Source organism: Streptomyces sp. NPDC048417, assembly GCF_040651615.1.
Lineage (GTDB): Bacteria > Actinomycetota > Actinomycetes > Streptomycetales > Streptomycetaceae > Streptomyces.
In genome coordinates, this window is the sequence record NZ_JBEZKI010000021.1 from 175,563 (window position 1) to 191,513 (window position 15,951).

The following is a 15,951-nucleotide window of genomic DNA, read 5'->3' on the forward strand; positions in this document are numbered from 1 at the left end:
CCGGCCCGTGCGCGGTCAGGCCCGGTCGACCTCCGCGCGCAGCGCGTTGTAGTCGGCGAAGGCCGTGTCGACGTCCGCGCGGCTCAGGCCGTAGCGGGCCAGGTCGTAGCTGTGCACGCGGGTGCCCTTGGGGCGGGCGACGACCGCGGGGAGGCGGGCCGCGTCGGCCTCGGTCCAGCGGGCGCCGACGGCCGCGTAGAGCTTCGGCGCGCCCGCGGCCGGGTCGGTGCCCAGCCAGGTGTAGGGCACGTCCACCAGCGCCTCGCGGGGGATGTGCGCGCGGGCGGCCAGGCCACGGGCGGCCGAGCGGCTGAGCAACTCCAGCCAGGTGGCGCCGATCCCACGCAGGTCGAGGGGGCGGGTGTTGACCGCCATGCCGTGCTCGACCAGGCTGCAGAACGAGGCCACGGCGGTGGCCGGATCGCGGTGCGTCCACACGATCGTGGCGTCCGGGAAGACCGCGCGCAGCGCGTCCAGGTTCTCCAGGTGCAGCGGGGACTTCAGCACCCAGCGGCGGCGCGGGCGGCCGTACTGGAGCACCTGGTAGATCTGCTTGAGGTACCGGTAGTCGGCCTCGAAGTCATGGGTCTCGTGCCAGGGCAGATACCCGGGGATCACGGCCTGGGACAGCGGCATCACCGTGTGCGGCAGGGCGAAGGTGCACTCCTCCGGGCCCTTGGGGCGCAGGTTGTGGATGTGGCGGAAGCCCGGGGCGAAGAGGTTGATCCCGCCGACCAGGCGGCGGGCGGTCGTGATCGCCTTCTCCCGTTCCGTGGACCCGAGGTCGAGGTCCGGGGTGAGTAACTCCCAGAGCAGCGGGCAGCGGTGGTCCGCGGAGAGGGACAGCACGCTGTGGGTGAGCGTGGTGGCGGTGCGGGGCAGGCCCACCACGAACACCGGCCGGTCGACGGGCTCCCGCTCGATCCCGGGGTGCTCGGCGAGCAGCCGGCGGATCCGGGCCCGGTTGGCTAGGTGGCGGCCGATGTGGCCGCGCGCCGACAGCCAGCCGACGGGGGTGAGGTGCTCGGCGCCGGACCAACATCGCAGCAGGTGACGGAAGTCGTCGGCGAACGCTTCGTCGCCCGCTGTCCGCCCGGCCGCGTCGAGCAGCCGCTCGAAGGCCTGGTCCGGTGCGCGGCGGGTGCGGGAGGCTGGTCTGAGGAGCAGATTGGCGAGCGTGAGGGGGAGCGGTCCGCAGGACACGGCAACGGGACCCTTCGTGGGGGGACAGCGAGGGGATACGTACTACCCCCTCCAACTGCCCCACCACACCGTCGAGTTGAGACATTAACCGGCCGGTAACCGCAGCCTGCCGGTACTACTCCGTGACCGGCAGTTCCGCCCCGTCCCGCAGGAACAGCGGGATACGGTCCAGCGGCGCGTCCACCGTCACCGCCGTACCGCCCTCGTACGACTCACCGGTCCACGCGTCCGTCCACCAGGCACCGGCCGGCAGATACGCCGTCCGGGCCGTGGCGCCCGCCGTCAGCACCGGCGCCACTAGGAGGTCCCGGCCGAACAGATAGGCGTCGTCGACCGCCCAGGCCGCCTGGTCCTGCGGGAACTCCAGGAACAGCGGCCGCATCACCGGCAGGCCCTCCTCGTGGGCCTCCCGCATGACCTGGAGGACGTAGGGCCGCAGGCGCTCGCGCAGCCGCAGGTACTTCTCCAGGATCGCGCCGGCCTCCGCCCCGTACGACCAGACCTCGTTCGGACCGCCGGTCATGTCCGGACCCAGCGGCATGCCCGGGTCGCGGAAGCCGTGCAGGCGCATCAGCGGGGACAGCGCGCCGAACTGGAACCAGCGGACCAGCACCTCGCGGTAGGCCGGGTCGTCCGGGTCGCCGCCGTGGAAGCCGCCGATGTCCGTGTTCCACCAGGGGATACCGGACAGGGCCGTGTTGAGGCCGGCCGCGATCTGCCGGCGCAGGGTCGCGAAGTCGGTGCCGATGTCGCCGGACCACAGCGCGGCGCCGTAACGCTGGCTGCCCGCCCACGCCGAACGGTTGAGGGTGACGACCTCCTCGCCCTGCGCCCGCAGGCCCTCGTGGAAGGTGCGGGAGTTCTCGGCGGGGTAGCTGTTGCCGACCTCCAGGCCCGGGCCCGTCCAGTAGCGCAGGTTCTCCTGGAAGCCGGGCTTCAGCTCGGGTTCGCAGGCGTCCAGCCAGAACGCCGTGATGCCGTACGGATCGAGGTAGTTCTCCTTCACCCGGGACCACACGAAGGCGCGGGCCTCGGGGTTGGTGGCGTCGTAGAAGGCGACCTGGACGGTCGACGCCACCTCCTTGTCCGGCCAGTCGGCGTGCGCCATGGGGCCGTACTGGGTGCCGATGAAGTACCCGTGCTGCTCCATCACCGGGTGGTTCTCGGACAGCGGGGACACCGACGGCCACACACTCACCACCAGCTTGATGCCCAGCTCGGCCAGTTCGCCGACCATCGCGGCCGGGTCGGGCCATTCCTTCGGGTCGAACTTCCAGTCACCGAGGTGGGTCCAGTGGAAGAAGTCGCAGACGATCGCCGAGATGGGCAGCGAGCGCCGCTTGTACTCCCGGGCCACGGCGAGGAGTTCGTCCTGGGTGCGGTAGCGCAGCTTGCACTGCCAGAAGCCCGCCGCCCACTCCGGCAGCATCGGCGAACGGCCGGTCACCGCACTGTAGTTGCGCTGGCCGTCGGCCGGATCGCCGGCGGTGATCCAGTAGTCGAGCTGGCGGGCCGAGTCGGCCACCCAGCGGGTGCCGTTGCCGGCCAGTTCGACGCGGCCGATCGCGGGGTTGTTCCACAGGAGGGTGTAGCCGCGGCTGGAGACCAGGACCGGGACCGAGACCTCGGCGTTGCGCTGGATCAGGTCGAGGACCAGGCCCTTCTGGTCGAGGCGCCCGTGCTGGTGCTGGCCCAGGCCGTACAGCCGCTCGCCCTCGTAGGCGGCGAACCGCTGCTCCAGCCGGTGGTGGCCGTTGCCGACGGCGGTGTAGAGACGCGAGCCGGGCCACCAGAAGTGGGCGCGCTGCTCGGCCAGGATCTCCGAGAGGTCGTCGGTGCGCAGGAACCGGACCAGGCCCTCGGCGGACACCTCGACGGTCAGGCCGCCGACCGTCAGCCGGCCTTCCCCTTCGACGATCTTGACGGTCGCCCCGGTGGCCGGGGGCTCGTCGAGCAGGGCGCCCGGCAGGTCGTCGAGGACCGGACCGCCGAGCCGGGCACGCACCCGGACCGCGTCCGGTCCCCACGGCTCGATCCGCAGCGTCTCCTGACGTCCGCTCCACTCCAGGGCACCGTCCCGCTCACGGAACGTGCCGACGGTCGGGGAGGACTGCGCGAGGCTCACCTTGGGCTGCGTTTCGGCGGACTGATTCACTGGCAGCCTCCGATGATGTCGCGGACCGCCACCCAGGCGATCCGGTAAGCTACGCAGCGTGCGTAGCGAGAACCAGGCACGCGCAACCTCCTTGTCTTTCGGGACAACCGAGCTGGTTCCAACCCGGCTGGTGCTGATCGCGTAAGACTCGGTCGTTCGCTGAGCGGCCGAGCGGCGTGAGCCAGGAATCTCTCTGTTCCACCAGGGGTTCAAGAGGCGTGCTCCTGAAGGAGCACAGGCATGGGATCCCCCGGTCATGGCGGGTGAGCGGCGCCGGCGCGTCAGGCCGGCGCCGGGCCCGTGCTCGCCCGTACCGTCAACTCGGGCGCGATCAGCACGACTTCGTCACCACCCCGGCCGTCCAGCTTGGCGACCAGGTGCTCCACGGCGTACCGGCCCATCTCCTGGGCGGGGATGGCGACCGAGGTCAGCCGTACCGAGGCCTGGACGGCGACCTGGTCCGGGCAGATCGCGACCACCGACACGTCCTCGGGCACGGCCCGGCCCTGCTGGCGCAGCAGCGCGAGCAGCGGCTCCACCGCGGACTCGTTCTGGACGACGAAGCCCGTGGTGCCCGGGCGCTCGTCGAAGATCCGGGCCAGGGTGACGGTCATCGCGTCGTACCCGCCCTCGCACGGCCGGTGCAGCACCCGCAGGCCCAGCTCCCGGGCCCGGGACCGCAGTCCGTCGAGGGTGCGTTCGGCGAAGCCGGTGTGCCGCTCGTAGACCGCCGGCGCCTCGCCGATGACAGCGATGTCGTGGTGGCCGAGCTTCGCGAGGTGCTCCACGCACAGCGCGCCGGTCGCTCCGAAGTCGAGATCGACGCAGGTCAGCCCGGTGGTGGAGGCGGGCAGTCCGATGAGCACGGAGGGCTGGTCGGTCCCCCGCAGCAGCGGCAGCCGTTCGTCCTCCAGCTCCACGTCCATCAGGATCATCGCGTCCGCCAGCCCGCTGCCGGTGACCCGGCGTACCGCGTCCGGCCCCTCCTCGCCGGTGAGCAGCAGGACGTCGTAGCCGTGCGTGCGGGCCGTGGTGGCCACGGCGATCGCGATCTCCATCATCACCGGCACGTACATGTCCGTACGCAGCGGGATCATCAGCGCGATGATGTTCGACCGGCTGCTGGCCAGGGCACGGGCGCCGGCGTTCGGGTGGTAGCCCAGCTCCCGGATGCTCTGCTCGACCCGCTGCCGGGTGGTGGTGGAGATGGACCGCTTGCCGCTGAGGACATAGCTCACCGTGCTCGCCGAGACTCCGGCGTGCTGGGCGACCTCGGCGAGGGTGACCATCCAGCTCTCCAAGCTTTGTGAAGCGCTTCGACAGTGCGCGTTGCTGACAAGGGTGAGTGAGGGTGGTTCGACAGTAGCTTCAGTGGGGGTGGGTGTCCATAGGCTGTCGAAGCGCTTCGACAGTTAATTGACCGCGCGCTCTCGCCGAACCGTCCCCCGGAAGAACCCCCCGATGCAACACGGCGGACCGCGTCGACGGGCCCGGGTGACCCGATCGGACCGCGAGGACTGGTGGGGGCGGCCCGTTTCGGGTACCAACGATCCAGTAGCACTGGTCGGTAACGAACGGTCCAGAACACTCCCTTTTGTGGCGAGGTGAGCCCAAATGTCCGCCCCCACCACCAAGAAACCCACCGTCACCGAGCGGGAAGCCCGTCAGGTGGCGGAGGCCGCCCGGGAACAGGACTGGCGCAAGCCCAGCTTCGCCAAGGAACTGTTCCTCGGGCGCTTCCGGCTCGACCTCATCCACCCGCATCCGCTCCCCGCGGACGAGGACGTGCGCCGCGGCGAGGAGTTCCTCGCACGGCTGAGCGAGTTCTGCGAGACGAAGATCGACTCGGCCCGCATCGAGCGCGAGGCCCGCATCCCCGACGAGGTGATCACCGGCCTCAAGGAACTCGGCGCCCTCGGCATGAAGATCGACACCAAGTACGGCGGTCTCGGCCTCACCCAGGTCTACTACAACAAGGCCCTCGCCCTGGTCGGCTCCGCCAACCCGGCGGTCGGCGCGCTGCTCTCCGCCCACCAGTCGATCGGCGTCCCGCAGCCGCTGAAGATCTTCGGCACCCAGGAGCAGAAGGACGCCTTCCTGCCCCGCTGCGCCCGCACCGACATCTCCGCGTTCCTGCTCACCGAGCCGGACGTCGGCTCGGACCCGGCGCGCCTCGCCACCACCGCCGTACGGGACGGGGACGACTACGTCCTCGACGGGGTCAAGCTGTGGACCACCAACGGTGTGGTCGCCGACCTCCTCGTCGTCATGGCCCGCGTGCCCAAGTCCGTGGACGGCAAGGGCGGCATCACGGCCTTCGTCGTCGAGGCCGACTCCGCGGGCATCACGGTCGAGAACCGCAACGCCTTCATGGGCCTGCGCGGCCTCGAGAACGGCGTCACCCGCTTCCACCAGGTCCGGGTCCCGGCCGCCAACCGGATCGGCCCCGAGGGTGCCGGCCTCAAGATCGCCCTCACCACCCTCAACACCGGCCGGCTCTCGCTCCCCGCGATGTGCGTCGGCGCCGGCAAGTGGTGTCTGAAGATCGCCCGCGAATGGTCGGCCGCCCGCGAACAGTGGGGCAAGCCGGTCGCGCTGCACGAGGCGGTGGGCTCCAAGATCAGCTTCATCGCGGCGACCACCTTCGCCCTGGAGGCGGTCGTCGACCTGTCCTCCCAGATGGCCGACGAGAGCCGCAACGACATCCGTATCGAAGCCGCCCTCGCCAAGCTCTACGGCTCCGAGATGGGCTGCCTGATGGCGGACGAGCTGGTCCAGATCCGCGGCGGCCGCGGCTTCGAGACGGCCGAGTCCCTCGCGGCGCGCGGCGAACGCGCCGTCCCCGCCGAGCAGCTCCTGCGCGACCTGCGCATCAACCGCATCTTCGAGGGCTCCACGGAGATCATGCACCTGCTGATCGCGCGCGAGGCCGTGGACGCCCACCTCTCGGTCGCGGGCGATCTCATCGACCCCGACAAGTCCCTCCAGGACAAGGCGAGGGCGGGCGCGAACGCGGGCGTCTTCTACGCCAAGTGGCTGCCGAAGCTGGTCGCGGGGCCGGGGCAACTCCCCACGTCCTACACCGACTTCAAGCATGGCGTGGACCTCTCCCCGCATCTGCGCTACGTCGAGCGGCACGCCCGCAAGCTCGCCCGGTCCACCTTCTACGCCATGTCCCGCTGGCAGGGCCGGATGGAGACCAAGCAGGGCTTCCTGGGCCGGATCGTGGACATCGGCGCCGAGCTGTTCGCGATGAGCGCGGCCTGTGTGCGCGCCGAACTGCTGCGCAGCCAGGGCGACCACGGCCGCGAGGCCTACCAGCTCGCCGACGCGTTCTGCCGGCAGGCCCGGGTCCGCGTCGACGAGCTGTTCACCCGCCTCTGGTCGAACACCGACGACCTGGACCGCAAGATCGTCAAGGGGGTGCTCGGCGGCTCCTACGAGTGGCTGGAGCGGGGGATCGTCGACCCGTCGGGCGAGGGCCCGTGGATCGCCGACGCAACGCCTGGTCCGGCCACCCGGGAGAACGTCCGCCGCCCGCTCAAGTAGGGGCTCAGCAGTACTTGTCGCTCGGATCCCGCGTCGTCCAGGAGCAGGAGTCGACCTTGGTGCCGGTCGCCTTGGTCAGCGTCGCCGTGTCGCTGGTGTTGTTCCACACGTAGGCGCGGCGGTTCTGGAACTTGTCCGACGCGGTGTCCGTCCCCCGGCCGGTGTGCACCTTCATCGTCTTGTGGGCGCCGATCTTGATGTTCTTGAAGACGTAGCGGTGGTTCGAGGTGTCCTTCAGGACCCACCCCTTGATGGAGACGGCCGAGCCGCCGGTGTTCTTGATCTGCACCCACTCGGCGTTGAGGCTCGAGTTGGAGCGGTTGTCGCTGCCCGGGCTGTCGAACCACACGTGGTAGATGGTCACGCCCCCGGCGGCCTGCGCCGGGGTGCTGAGCAGGGTGCCGGTGAGCAGCGCGGCGCCCGCGAGCGCGGGTATGGCGGCACGTATGCGCACAGTACGCATGGAGAGATCCCCCCAGGATGTCATCCGGTCGGGTCGGCCCTTCGCCGACCCGACAGAAGTGTTATCACATGATCTTCACGTGAACCTCACAAGGGGAATTACGCTTCATACGGCGCCAAGAACTGATAAGGCACCCGAGTGAGGGATGCGCTGTCCTCCGGGCCCCCGGTTGCGGCAACAATGGGGGGATGACCGACAGTCCTGCCAGTCCGGCCCCCCTCGCCGATCCGCACCTCGTGTACGACCCGCTCGCGGGCGACGGCCCCAAGGACGTGGTGATCCTCGGCTCCACCGGATCCATCGGCACCCAGGCCATCGACCTCGTGCTGCGCAACCCCGACCGCTTCCGGGTCACCGCCCTGTCCGCCAACGGCGGCCGGGTCGCCCTCCTCGCCGAGCAGGCGCACCGGCTGCGGGTACGGACCGTCGCGGTCGCCCGCGAGGACGTCGTACCGGCCCTGCGCGAGGCTCTGACCGGTCTCTACGGAGCCGGCGAGGCGCTCCCCGAGATCCTCGCCGGACCGGAGGCGGCCACCCGGGCAGCCGCTTCCGACTGCCACACCGTCCTCAACGGCATCACCGGCTCCATCGGCCTCGCGCCGACCCTCGCCGCCCTGGAGGCGGGCCACACCCTCGCGCTCGCCAACAAGGAGTCACTGATCGTCGGCGGCCCGTTGGTCAAGGCGCTGGCCAAGCCCGGCCAGATCATCCCGGTCGACTCCGAGCACGCGGCGCTCTTCCAGGCACTGGCGGCGGGGACGCGGGCCGACGTCCGCAAGCTGGTCGTCACGGCGTCCGGGGGGCCATTCCGGGGCCGGACCAAGGCCGACCTGGCCCGGGTGACCGTCGAGGAGGCACTCGCCCACCCCACCTGGGCGATGGGACCGGTCATCACGATCAACTCCGCCACCCTGGTCAACAAGGGACTGGAAGTCATCGAGGCACACCTCCTCTACGACATTCCCTTCGATCGGATTGAGGTGGTCGTGCACCCGCAGTCGTATGTCCACTCGATGGTCGAGTTCACGGACGGATCCACGATCGCGCAGGCGACGCCCCCCGACATGCGGGGGCCGATCGCCATCGGTCTCGGCTGGCCCGAACGGGTCCCGGACGCGGCCCCCGCCTTCGACTGGAGGACGGCCTCCACCTGGGAGTTCTTCCCGCTGGACAACGAGGCCTTCCCCTCCGTGAACCTCGCCCGACACGTCGGCGAGCTCGCGGGCACCGCGCCGGCGGTGTTCAATGCGGCCAACGAGGAGTGCGTCGAGGCGTTCCGGAGCGGTCTGCTGCCCTTCAACGGGATCATGGATACCGTCACCCGGGTCGTCGAGGAACACGGCACTCCTCGTACGGGAACTTCGCTCACCGTGCCGGACGTACTCGAAGCGGAGACCTGGGCACGGGCCCGGGCCCGGGAACTGACAGCACAGACGGCGACCGCGGAGGCGCGTGCATGACAGCCCTGATGATGATCCTCGGCATAGTCGTCTTCGTGATCGGCCTGCTGGTCTCGATCGCCTGGCACGAGCTGGGGCATCTCTCCACCGCCAAGCTCTTCGGCATCCGCGTCCCGCAGTACATGGTCGGCTTCGGCCCGACCATCTGGTCGCGGCGCAAGGGAGATACCGAGTACGGCTTCAAGGCCATCCCGGCCGGCGGCTACATCCGCATGATCGGCATGTTCCCGCCGGGCGCCGACGGCCGGATCACCGCGCGCTCCACCTCCCCCTGGCGCAGCATGATCGAGGACGCCCGCTCGGCCGCCTTCGAGGAGCTCCAGCCCGGCGACGAGACCCGCCTCTTCTACACGCGCGCCCCCTGGAAGCGCGTGATCGTGATGTTCGCGGGCCCCTTCATGAACCTGATCCTCGCGGTGGCCCTGTTCCTCACGGTCCTGATGGGCTTCGGCATCAGCCAGCAGACCACCACCGTCAGCTCGGTCTCCCAGTGTGTGATCGCCCAGAGCCAGAACCGCGACACCTGCAAGAAGACCGACGCGGCCTCCCCGGCCGCCGCCGCGGGCCTGAAGGCCGGCGACAAGATCGTCTCCTTCGACGGGGTGCGGACCACCAGCTGGAACCAGCTCTCCGACCTGATCCGCGCCACCCCCGGCAAGGCCGTCGCGATCGTCGTCGACCGCAAGGGCCAGGACGTCACCCTGCACGCGAAGATCGCCACCAACCAGGTCGCCAAGAAGGACTCCGGCGGCCAGATCGTCCAGGGCCAGTACGTCACGGCGGGCTTCCTCGGCTTCAGTGCGGCCACCGGCGTCGTCCGCCAGGACCTCGGCCAGTCGGTGACCTGGATGGGCGACCGCCTCGGCGAGGCCGTCGACTCCATCGCGGGTCTGCCCGGGAAGATCCCGGCCCTGTGGGACGCGGCCTTCGACGGCGCCCCCCGCCAGCCGGACTCCCCGATGGGCGTGGTCGGCGCGGCGCGGGTCGGCGGCGAGATCTTCACCCTCGACATCCCACCCACGCAGCAGCTGGCCATGGCCCTGATGCTGGTGGCCGGATTCAACCTCTCCCTGTTCCTCTTCAACATGCTCCCGCTGCTCCCGCTGGACGGCGGCCACATCGCGGGCGCCCTGTGGGAGTCCCTCCGCCGGAACCTGGCCAAGGTGCTCCGCCGCCCCGACCCCGGTCCCTTCGACGTGGCGAAGCTGATGCCGGTGGCCTATGTGGTGGCCGGGATCTTCATCTGCTTTACGGTTCTCGTGCTCATTGCAGATGTCGTCAATCCGGTCAAAATCAGCTAGCTAACGAGCAATTTCTGTCGCTCCGGCTAGGTCGCGCCTTTCACTCGCCTAACTCTGACGAGTGAAGGGCGTGGCTTTTTGTGCGACGCGTACGGGGTCTTCGTACGTTCTTGCTGTTCAGGCGGGTCGGCAACTCAAGGCGGTCGACGGCGGATGGACCCGGCTGAAGCAGACGTGGTGAAGCTGCTGGCCGACCTCGTGATTGAAGGCGGGCGTACCCTCGCGGATCTTGCGGCGGAGCTGAACGGTCGCGGAATCCGCACCCGGAGCGGTAAGCGCTGGACATCCGTGAACATTCACAAACGATTGCAAAGCGCGGCATTCGTCGGGGAGGTGGTTTTTCGGCGCCCCGATCGGCAATGGGGTGACCACTCCACCAGGCTCGGCGATGACGGACGTCCCCTGCACGGCGAGCCTGTGGTGATCCCGCTGCCTGCAATTCTCGTGGCCGGGGCGGAGGTCGGCACCGTGGACGCCGAATTCCGGTATCGAGAGGGAACGAAGTGCTTGACCGTCCGCTGGCACGAGGGCACAGGACGCTCGTTCCTCCCGACCCTGCTGACAGCCAGTGGCGCCGCATCGAGGAGCTGCTCCGCTCCAGGTACCGGGCACATCACTTCCGCTCACCGTTGGATCTGCGAGCGGCCTTCACCGGGATGCTGCACCGTCTGCGCACGGGCATCCTCTGGCGTGATCTTCCCGAGCGGTTCGGTGACCCGGAGAAGGTCCGAGCGCGGCAGCGCACCTGGTTGGCGGACGGCGTGTGGCGGGAGATCGTGAAGCTCCTGAACGAGGAGGGAGCGGGCGCACCGGTCCTGAGCTACGAGGCAGGCCCGACGCTGGCCATCCGTACCCGGCTCTGAACCCGAGGGCTCGCGAGGCTCCGAGGCGGCCGACGTGGTTAACCCCGTGAAAATCTCGTGGCCATACGACGTTCGAAGCGGCTCGGAACACTGTGTTCCGGGCCGCTTCCATTGAGTGGGTTTAGCGGTAGGGGATGTGCTCGCGCCGGGCTCGGTGTCGTAATCTCGGAGTCTGGAACCCGCTTTCGACGGGACCTGGACCTAGATCCACGACTTGGGGTTGCACAGCAGATGACTGCGATTTCTCTCGGCATGCCGTCCGTTCCGACCAAGCTCGCCGAGCGCCGGAAGAGCCGGCAGATCCAGGTCGGCTCCGTGGCGGTCGGTGGAGACGCCCCGGTCTCGGTCCAGTCGATGACCACGACCCGTACGTCGGACATCGGCGCCACGCTCCAGCAGATCGCCGAACTGACCGCGTCCGGCTGCCAGATCGTGCGGGTGGCCTGCCCCACCCAGGACGACGCCGACGCCCTCGCCACCATCGCGAGGAAGTCCCAGCTCCCGGTCATCGCGGACATCCACTTCCAGCCGAAGTACGTCTTCGCGGCCATCGAGGCCGGCTGCGCCGCGGTCCGGGTCAACCCCGGCAACATCAAGCAGTTCGACGACAAGGTCAAGGAGATCGCGGCGGCCGCCAAGGACCACGGCACCCCGATCCGCATCGGTGTCAACGCCGGCTCCCTGGACCGCCGGCTGCTCCAGAAGTACGGCAAGGCGACGCCCGAGGCCCTGGTCGAGTCGGCCCTGTGGGAGGCGTCCCTCTTCGAGGAGCACGACTTCCGGGACATCAAGATCTCCGTCAAGCACAACGACCCGGTCGTGATGATCGAGGCGTACCGGCAGCTCGCCGCCCAGTGCGAGTACCCGCTGCACCTCGGTGTCACGGAGGCGGGCCCGGCCTTCCAGGGCACGATCAAGTCGGCGGTCGCCTTCGGCGCGTTGCTCTCCGAGGGCATCGGCGACACCATCCGGGTCTCGCTGTCGGCTCCTCCGGTCGAGGAGGTCAAGGTCGGCAACCAGATCCTGGAGTCCCTCAACCTCAAGCAGCGCGGCCTGGAGATCGTCTCCTGCCCGTCCTGCGGCCGCGCCCAGGTCGACGTCTACAAGCTGGCCGAGGAGGTCACGGCGGGCCTGACCGGCATGGAGGTCCCGCTGCGCGTCGCCGTCATGGGCTGCGTCGTGAACGGCCCCGGCGAGGCCCGGGAGGCCGACCTCGGTGTCGCCTCCGGCAACGGCAAGGGCCAGATCTTCGTCAAGGGCGAGGTCATCAAGACCGTCCCGGAGTCCAAGATCGTCGAGACCCTCATCGAGGAGGCCATGAAGCTGGCCGAACAGATGGAGGCGGAGGGCGTCGCGTCGGGAGAGCCTTCGGTCGCGGTGGCGGGCTGAGGGAGTCCCCGGCCGGCGGGGGAGGGTTCGCCCCCGCCGCCCTTGCCGGTCCCATGCTGAAGGGGCCGCGTCCCGTCCACCCGGCCAGGTCCTCCGCCCCGAAAGGGGCGCGGGGAACTGAGCGACCAGTCCCGACGACCCGCACCCGCGAACACACATGGTTCCCGAGCTCGCAGGCGCCTCGAAGCGGGGCCGGGACGGCAGCCCCGGCGACGGGACCGCGGCCGTCGGCACGGCAGGACCGGCGGTCACCCACACGGGGCGGCACGGCCAAGCTTCCGCAGGTACAGTGCGGAGATCAGCAGAACCCCTCAGTGTGAGGCCCCGCACGTGTTGACGCAGACCACCTCTCGGGTGCTCGAACCGAGTGACCTGGACGCCGCACTCGCCGTACTCGGCCGCGAGCCGGTCACGAACGCCTTCGTGACCTCACGCGTCCAGGTGGCCGGCCTCGACCCCTGGCGTCTCGGCGGCGAGATGTGGGGCTGGTACGAGGACGGCATGCTCACGTCGCTCTGCTACGCCGGCGCCAACCTGGTCCCGATCTGCGCCACCCCGCGCGCGGTCCGCGCGTTCGCCGACCGTGCCCGCCGGGCCGGCCGCCGCTGCTCCTCCATCGTCGGCCCCAGCGAGGCCACCACCCAGTTGTGGCGCCTGCTGGAGCCGCACTGGGGCCCGGCCCGCGAGGTCCGCGCCCACCAGCCCCTGATGGTCACCGACCGGATGCCCGCCGACATCGCCCCGGATCCGTACGTCCGCCGCATCCGCAAGGACGAGATGGAGGCGATCATGCCGGCGTGCGTGGCGATGTTCACCGAGGAGGTGGGCGTCTCCCCGCTGGCCGGCGACGGCGGCCTCCTCTACCAGGCGAGGGTCGCCGAACTCGTCGGCTCCGGCCGGTCGTTCGCCCGGCTCGACGACAGCGGCAGGGTGGTCTTCAAGGCGGAGATCGGCGCGGCGACCCCGGAGGCCTGCCAGATCCAGGGCGTGTGGGTGGCCCCCGAGTACCGGGGCATGGGCCTGGCGGCCCCCGGTATGGCGGCGCTGCTGCGCTATGCCCTGGCCGACGTGGCCCCGGTGGTCAGCCTCTACGTCAACGACTTCAACACGGCGGCGAGAAGGACCTATCTGCGGGTGGGCTTCCAGGAAGTCGGCGCGTTCATGAGCGTCCTGTTCTGACCGCACTCCCGCGACAGGAGGCAGGGGCGGCAACCGTGACCTCCCTGTACCCTCCCCCCATGGACCTCGTGATCGGCCCCCTGGACCTCTCCTCCCACGTGGACGAGGCCCTGGCAGTCCAAGCGATCGCCTTCGGCCTGGGCCCCGACGAGGTAGCCGTACGCCGCCAGATCGTCGTCCGTCACATGCAGTACCCCGGTGCCAGAGCCCTCGGCGCGACGGCCGACGGCCTGCTCGTCGGCTTCGTCTACGGCATGCCGAACAGCCGCACCCACTGGTGGTCCACCGTCGTCGAGCCCTATCTGCGCGCCCAGGGTCGCGCCGACTGGCTCGACGACTCCTTCGTGATCACCGAGCTGCATGTGCATCCCCGCCACCAGAACCGTGGCGTCGGCCGCCGGCTGATCACGACGATCACGGACAGCGCCGCCGAGTCCCGCTCGATCCTCTCCGCGATCGACACCGACAGCCCGGCCCGCGGCCTCTACCACTCCCTCGGCTATGTCGACCTGGCCCGCCAGGTCCACTTCCCGAGCGCCCCCAAGCCGTACGCCGTGATGGGTGCCCCGCTGCCCCTGCTCCGCCGATAGCCGTTAACGGATTTCCACCGGCACAGCAGGCCCGGCTAACCTCCTAGCCATCAACCTTTCCCGGCAGGAGTACGAGAACCATGGCGAACGCACCGGTCCAACGCATGTCCCAGTTGATGGCGAAGACGCTGCGTGACGACCCGGCGGACGCCGAGGTCCTCAGCCACAAGCTCCTCGTCCGCGCCGGCTACGTCCGCCGCACGGCGGCCGGTATCTGGTCCTGGCTGCCGCTGGGCCTGAAGGTGCTGTCCAACATCGAGCGGGTCGTCCGCGAGGAGATGGACGCGATCGGCGCCCAGGAGGTGCTGCTCCCGGCCCTCCTGCCCCGGGAGCCGTACGAGGCGACCGGCCGCTGGGAGGAGTACGGCGCCGAGCTGTTCCGCCTCCAGGACCGCAAGGGCGGCGACTACCTCCTCGGCCCGACCCACGAGGAGATCTTCACCCTCCTGGTGAAGGACCAGGCGTCCTCCTACAAGGACCTGCCGGTCATCCTCTACCAGATCCAGAGCAAGTACCGGGACGAGGCTCGTCCGCGCGCCGGCATCCTGCGCGGCCGTGAGTTCCTGATGAAGGACTCCTACTCCTTCGACCTGGACGACGACGGCCTCGCCCACTCCTACGCCCTGCACCGCCAGGCCTACCAGCGGATCTTCGAGCGCCTCGGCCTCGACTACCGCATCGTCGCGGCCACCGCGGGCGCGATGGGCGGCTCGAAGTCGGAGGAGTTCCTGGCCCCGGCGGAGGCCGGCGAGGACACCTTCGCGGACTGCCCGAACTGCGACTTCGCGGCGAACACCGAGGCGATCGCCTACGAGCTGAAGCCGGTCGACGCCGCCGACGTGCCCGCGCTCGAGGAGATCCCGACTCCGGACACCCCGACCATCGAGACCCTCGCCGCGCACCTCGGCGTCCCGGCCTCCGCCACCCTGAAGAACCTCCTGGTGAAGGTCGACGGCGAGATCGTGGCCGTGGGCGTGCCCGGCGACCGTGAGGTCGACATGGGCAAGGTCGAGGAGCACTTCGCCCCGGCCGCCGTCGAGCTGGTCACCGAGGCCGACTTCGCCGGCCGTCCCGACCTGGTCCGCGGCTACGTCGGCCCGCAGGGCCTCGGCGAGAAGGTGAAGTACATCGCGGACCCGCGCGTGGCCCCGGGTACCGCCTGGATCACCGGCGCCAACAAGGAAGGCATGCACGCCAAGAACGTGGTGGCCGGGCGTGACTTCGAGGTCGACGAGTACGTGGACGTCGTGGTCGTGCTGGAGGGCGACCCCTGCCCGAAGTGCGGCACCGGCCTGAAGCTGGACCGTGCCATCGAGATCGGCCACATCTTCCAGCTGGGCCGCAAGTACGCCGACGCGCTCAAGCTGGACGTCCTCGGCCAGCACGGCAAGCCGGTCCGCGTCACCATGGGCTCCTACGGCATCGGCGTCTCCCGCGCCGTCGCCGCCCTCGCCGAGCAGACCGCCGACGAGCACGGCCTGGTCTGGTCCCGCGAGGTCGCCCCGGCCGACGTCCACGTCGTCGCCGCCGGCAAGGCCCTGCAGACCGAACTCGCCCTGGATGTCTCCGAGAAGCTGCGTGCGGCCGGGCTGCGCGTCCTGGTCGACGACCGGGCCGGGGTCACCCCGGGCGTGAAGTTCACGGACGCCGAGCTGATCGGCGTACCGCAGATCCTGGTCGCGGGCCGCCGCTCCGGTGAGGGCGTCCTGGAGCTCAAGGACCGCAAGACGGGCGAGCGCGAGGAACTGACGGTGGACGAGGCGATCGCCCGCCTGAGCGCGAACTGACCCAACTCCCTT

The 15,951-nt window shown here is 70.0% G+C and carries 12 protein-coding genes and 1 pseudogene; 9 read left to right on the forward strand and 4 right to left on the reverse strand.

Annotated features, from left to right (window positions below; translation table 11 throughout):
- Positions 1-15: 15 nt before the first annotated feature.
- The 3 genes from AB0D59_RS31095 to AB0D59_RS31105 all read right to left on the reverse strand — a co-directional run bounded on the left by AB0D59_RS31095 (position 16) and on the right by AB0D59_RS31105 (position 4,647).
- Complete coding sequence (locus AB0D59_RS31095; protein ID WP_362572396.1) at positions 16-1,203, reverse strand: sulfotransferase; 1,188 nt, start codon at positions 1,201-1,203, stop codon at positions 16-18.
- Between the two features lie 115 nt (positions 1,204-1,318).
- A complete protein-coding gene (locus AB0D59_RS31100) occupies positions 1,319-3,358 on the reverse strand; it encodes a glycoside hydrolase family 31 protein (protein WP_362572399.1) in 2,040 nt (679 codons plus the stop codon).
- Positions 3,359-3,639: 281 nt separating this feature from the next.
- Positions 3,640-4,647, reverse strand: coding sequence for a LacI family DNA-binding transcriptional regulator (locus AB0D59_RS31105; protein WP_362572402.1), 1,008 nt, complete (start codon positions 4,645-4,647; stop codon positions 3,640-3,642).
- 325 nt (positions 4,648-4,972) lie between these two features.
- Here AB0D59_RS31105 and AB0D59_RS31110 point away from each other — a divergent pair, with 325 nt between their 5' ends.
- Positions 4,973-6,907, forward strand: coding sequence for an acyl-CoA dehydrogenase family protein (locus AB0D59_RS31110; RefSeq protein ID WP_362572405.1), 1,935 nt, complete (start codon positions 4,973-4,975; stop codon positions 6,905-6,907).
- Positions 6,908-6,911: 4 nt separating this feature from the next.
- Here the strand turns inward: AB0D59_RS31110 and AB0D59_RS31115 are convergent, their stop codons facing one another.
- Positions 6,912-7,370 (reverse strand): lamin tail domain-containing protein, encoded by a 459-nt coding sequence (locus tag AB0D59_RS31115; RefSeq protein WP_362572408.1) that lies wholly within the window; start codon positions 7,368-7,370, stop codon positions 6,912-6,914.
- A gap of 188 nt (positions 7,371-7,558) precedes the next feature.
- On the opposite strand from AB0D59_RS31115, the gene dxr reads away from it, so the two are divergent.
- From dxr to AB0D59_RS31155, 8 genes and pseudogenes are all read left to right on the forward strand, one after another.
- Positions 7,559-8,830, forward strand: a complete 1,272-nt coding sequence (gene dxr / locus AB0D59_RS31120) for a 1-deoxy-D-xylulose-5-phosphate reductoisomerase (RefSeq protein WP_362572411.1) — start codon at positions 7,559-7,561, stop codon at positions 8,828-8,830.
- Positions 8,831-8,838: 8 nt separating this feature from the next.
- Positions 8,839-10,131 (forward strand): site-2 protease family protein, encoded by a 1,293-nt coding sequence (locus AB0D59_RS31125; RefSeq protein ID WP_362572488.1) that lies wholly within the window; start codon positions 8,839-8,841, stop codon positions 10,129-10,131.
- A 153-nt stretch (positions 10,132-10,284) separates the two neighbouring features.
- A pseudogene (locus AB0D59_RS31130) lies at positions 10,285-10,473 on the forward strand (recombinase family protein); the annotation flags it as partial.
- 161 nt (positions 10,474-10,634) lie between these two features.
- The gene (locus AB0D59_RS31135) at positions 10,635-10,994 is read left to right on the forward strand and encodes a transposase (RefSeq protein WP_362572414.1); all 360 of its coding nucleotides are present in this window, start codon (positions 10,635-10,637) and stop codon (positions 10,992-10,994) included.
- A gap of 231 nt (positions 10,995-11,225) precedes the next feature.
- Positions 11,226-12,383, forward strand: a complete 1,158-nt coding sequence (ispG, locus tag AB0D59_RS31140; RefSeq protein WP_362572417.1) for a flavodoxin-dependent (E)-4-hydroxy-3-methylbut-2-enyl-diphosphate synthase — start codon at positions 11,226-11,228, stop codon at positions 12,381-12,383.
- A gap of 330 nt (positions 12,384-12,713) precedes the next feature.
- Positions 12,714-13,562, forward strand: coding sequence for a GNAT family N-acetyltransferase (locus AB0D59_RS31145; protein WP_362572420.1), 849 nt, complete (start codon positions 12,714-12,716; stop codon positions 13,560-13,562).
- A gap of 59 nt (positions 13,563-13,621) precedes the next feature.
- Positions 13,622-14,152, forward strand: a complete 531-nt coding sequence (locus AB0D59_RS31150) for a GNAT family N-acetyltransferase (RefSeq protein ID WP_362572423.1) — start codon at positions 13,622-13,624, stop codon at positions 14,150-14,152.
- A gap of 80 nt (positions 14,153-14,232) precedes the next feature.
- On the forward strand, positions 14,233-15,939 hold the full coding sequence (locus tag AB0D59_RS31155; RefSeq protein WP_362572426.1) for a proline--tRNA ligase: 1,707 nt from the start codon (positions 14,233-14,235) through the stop codon (positions 15,937-15,939).
- Positions 15,940-15,951: the final 12 nt, after the last annotated feature.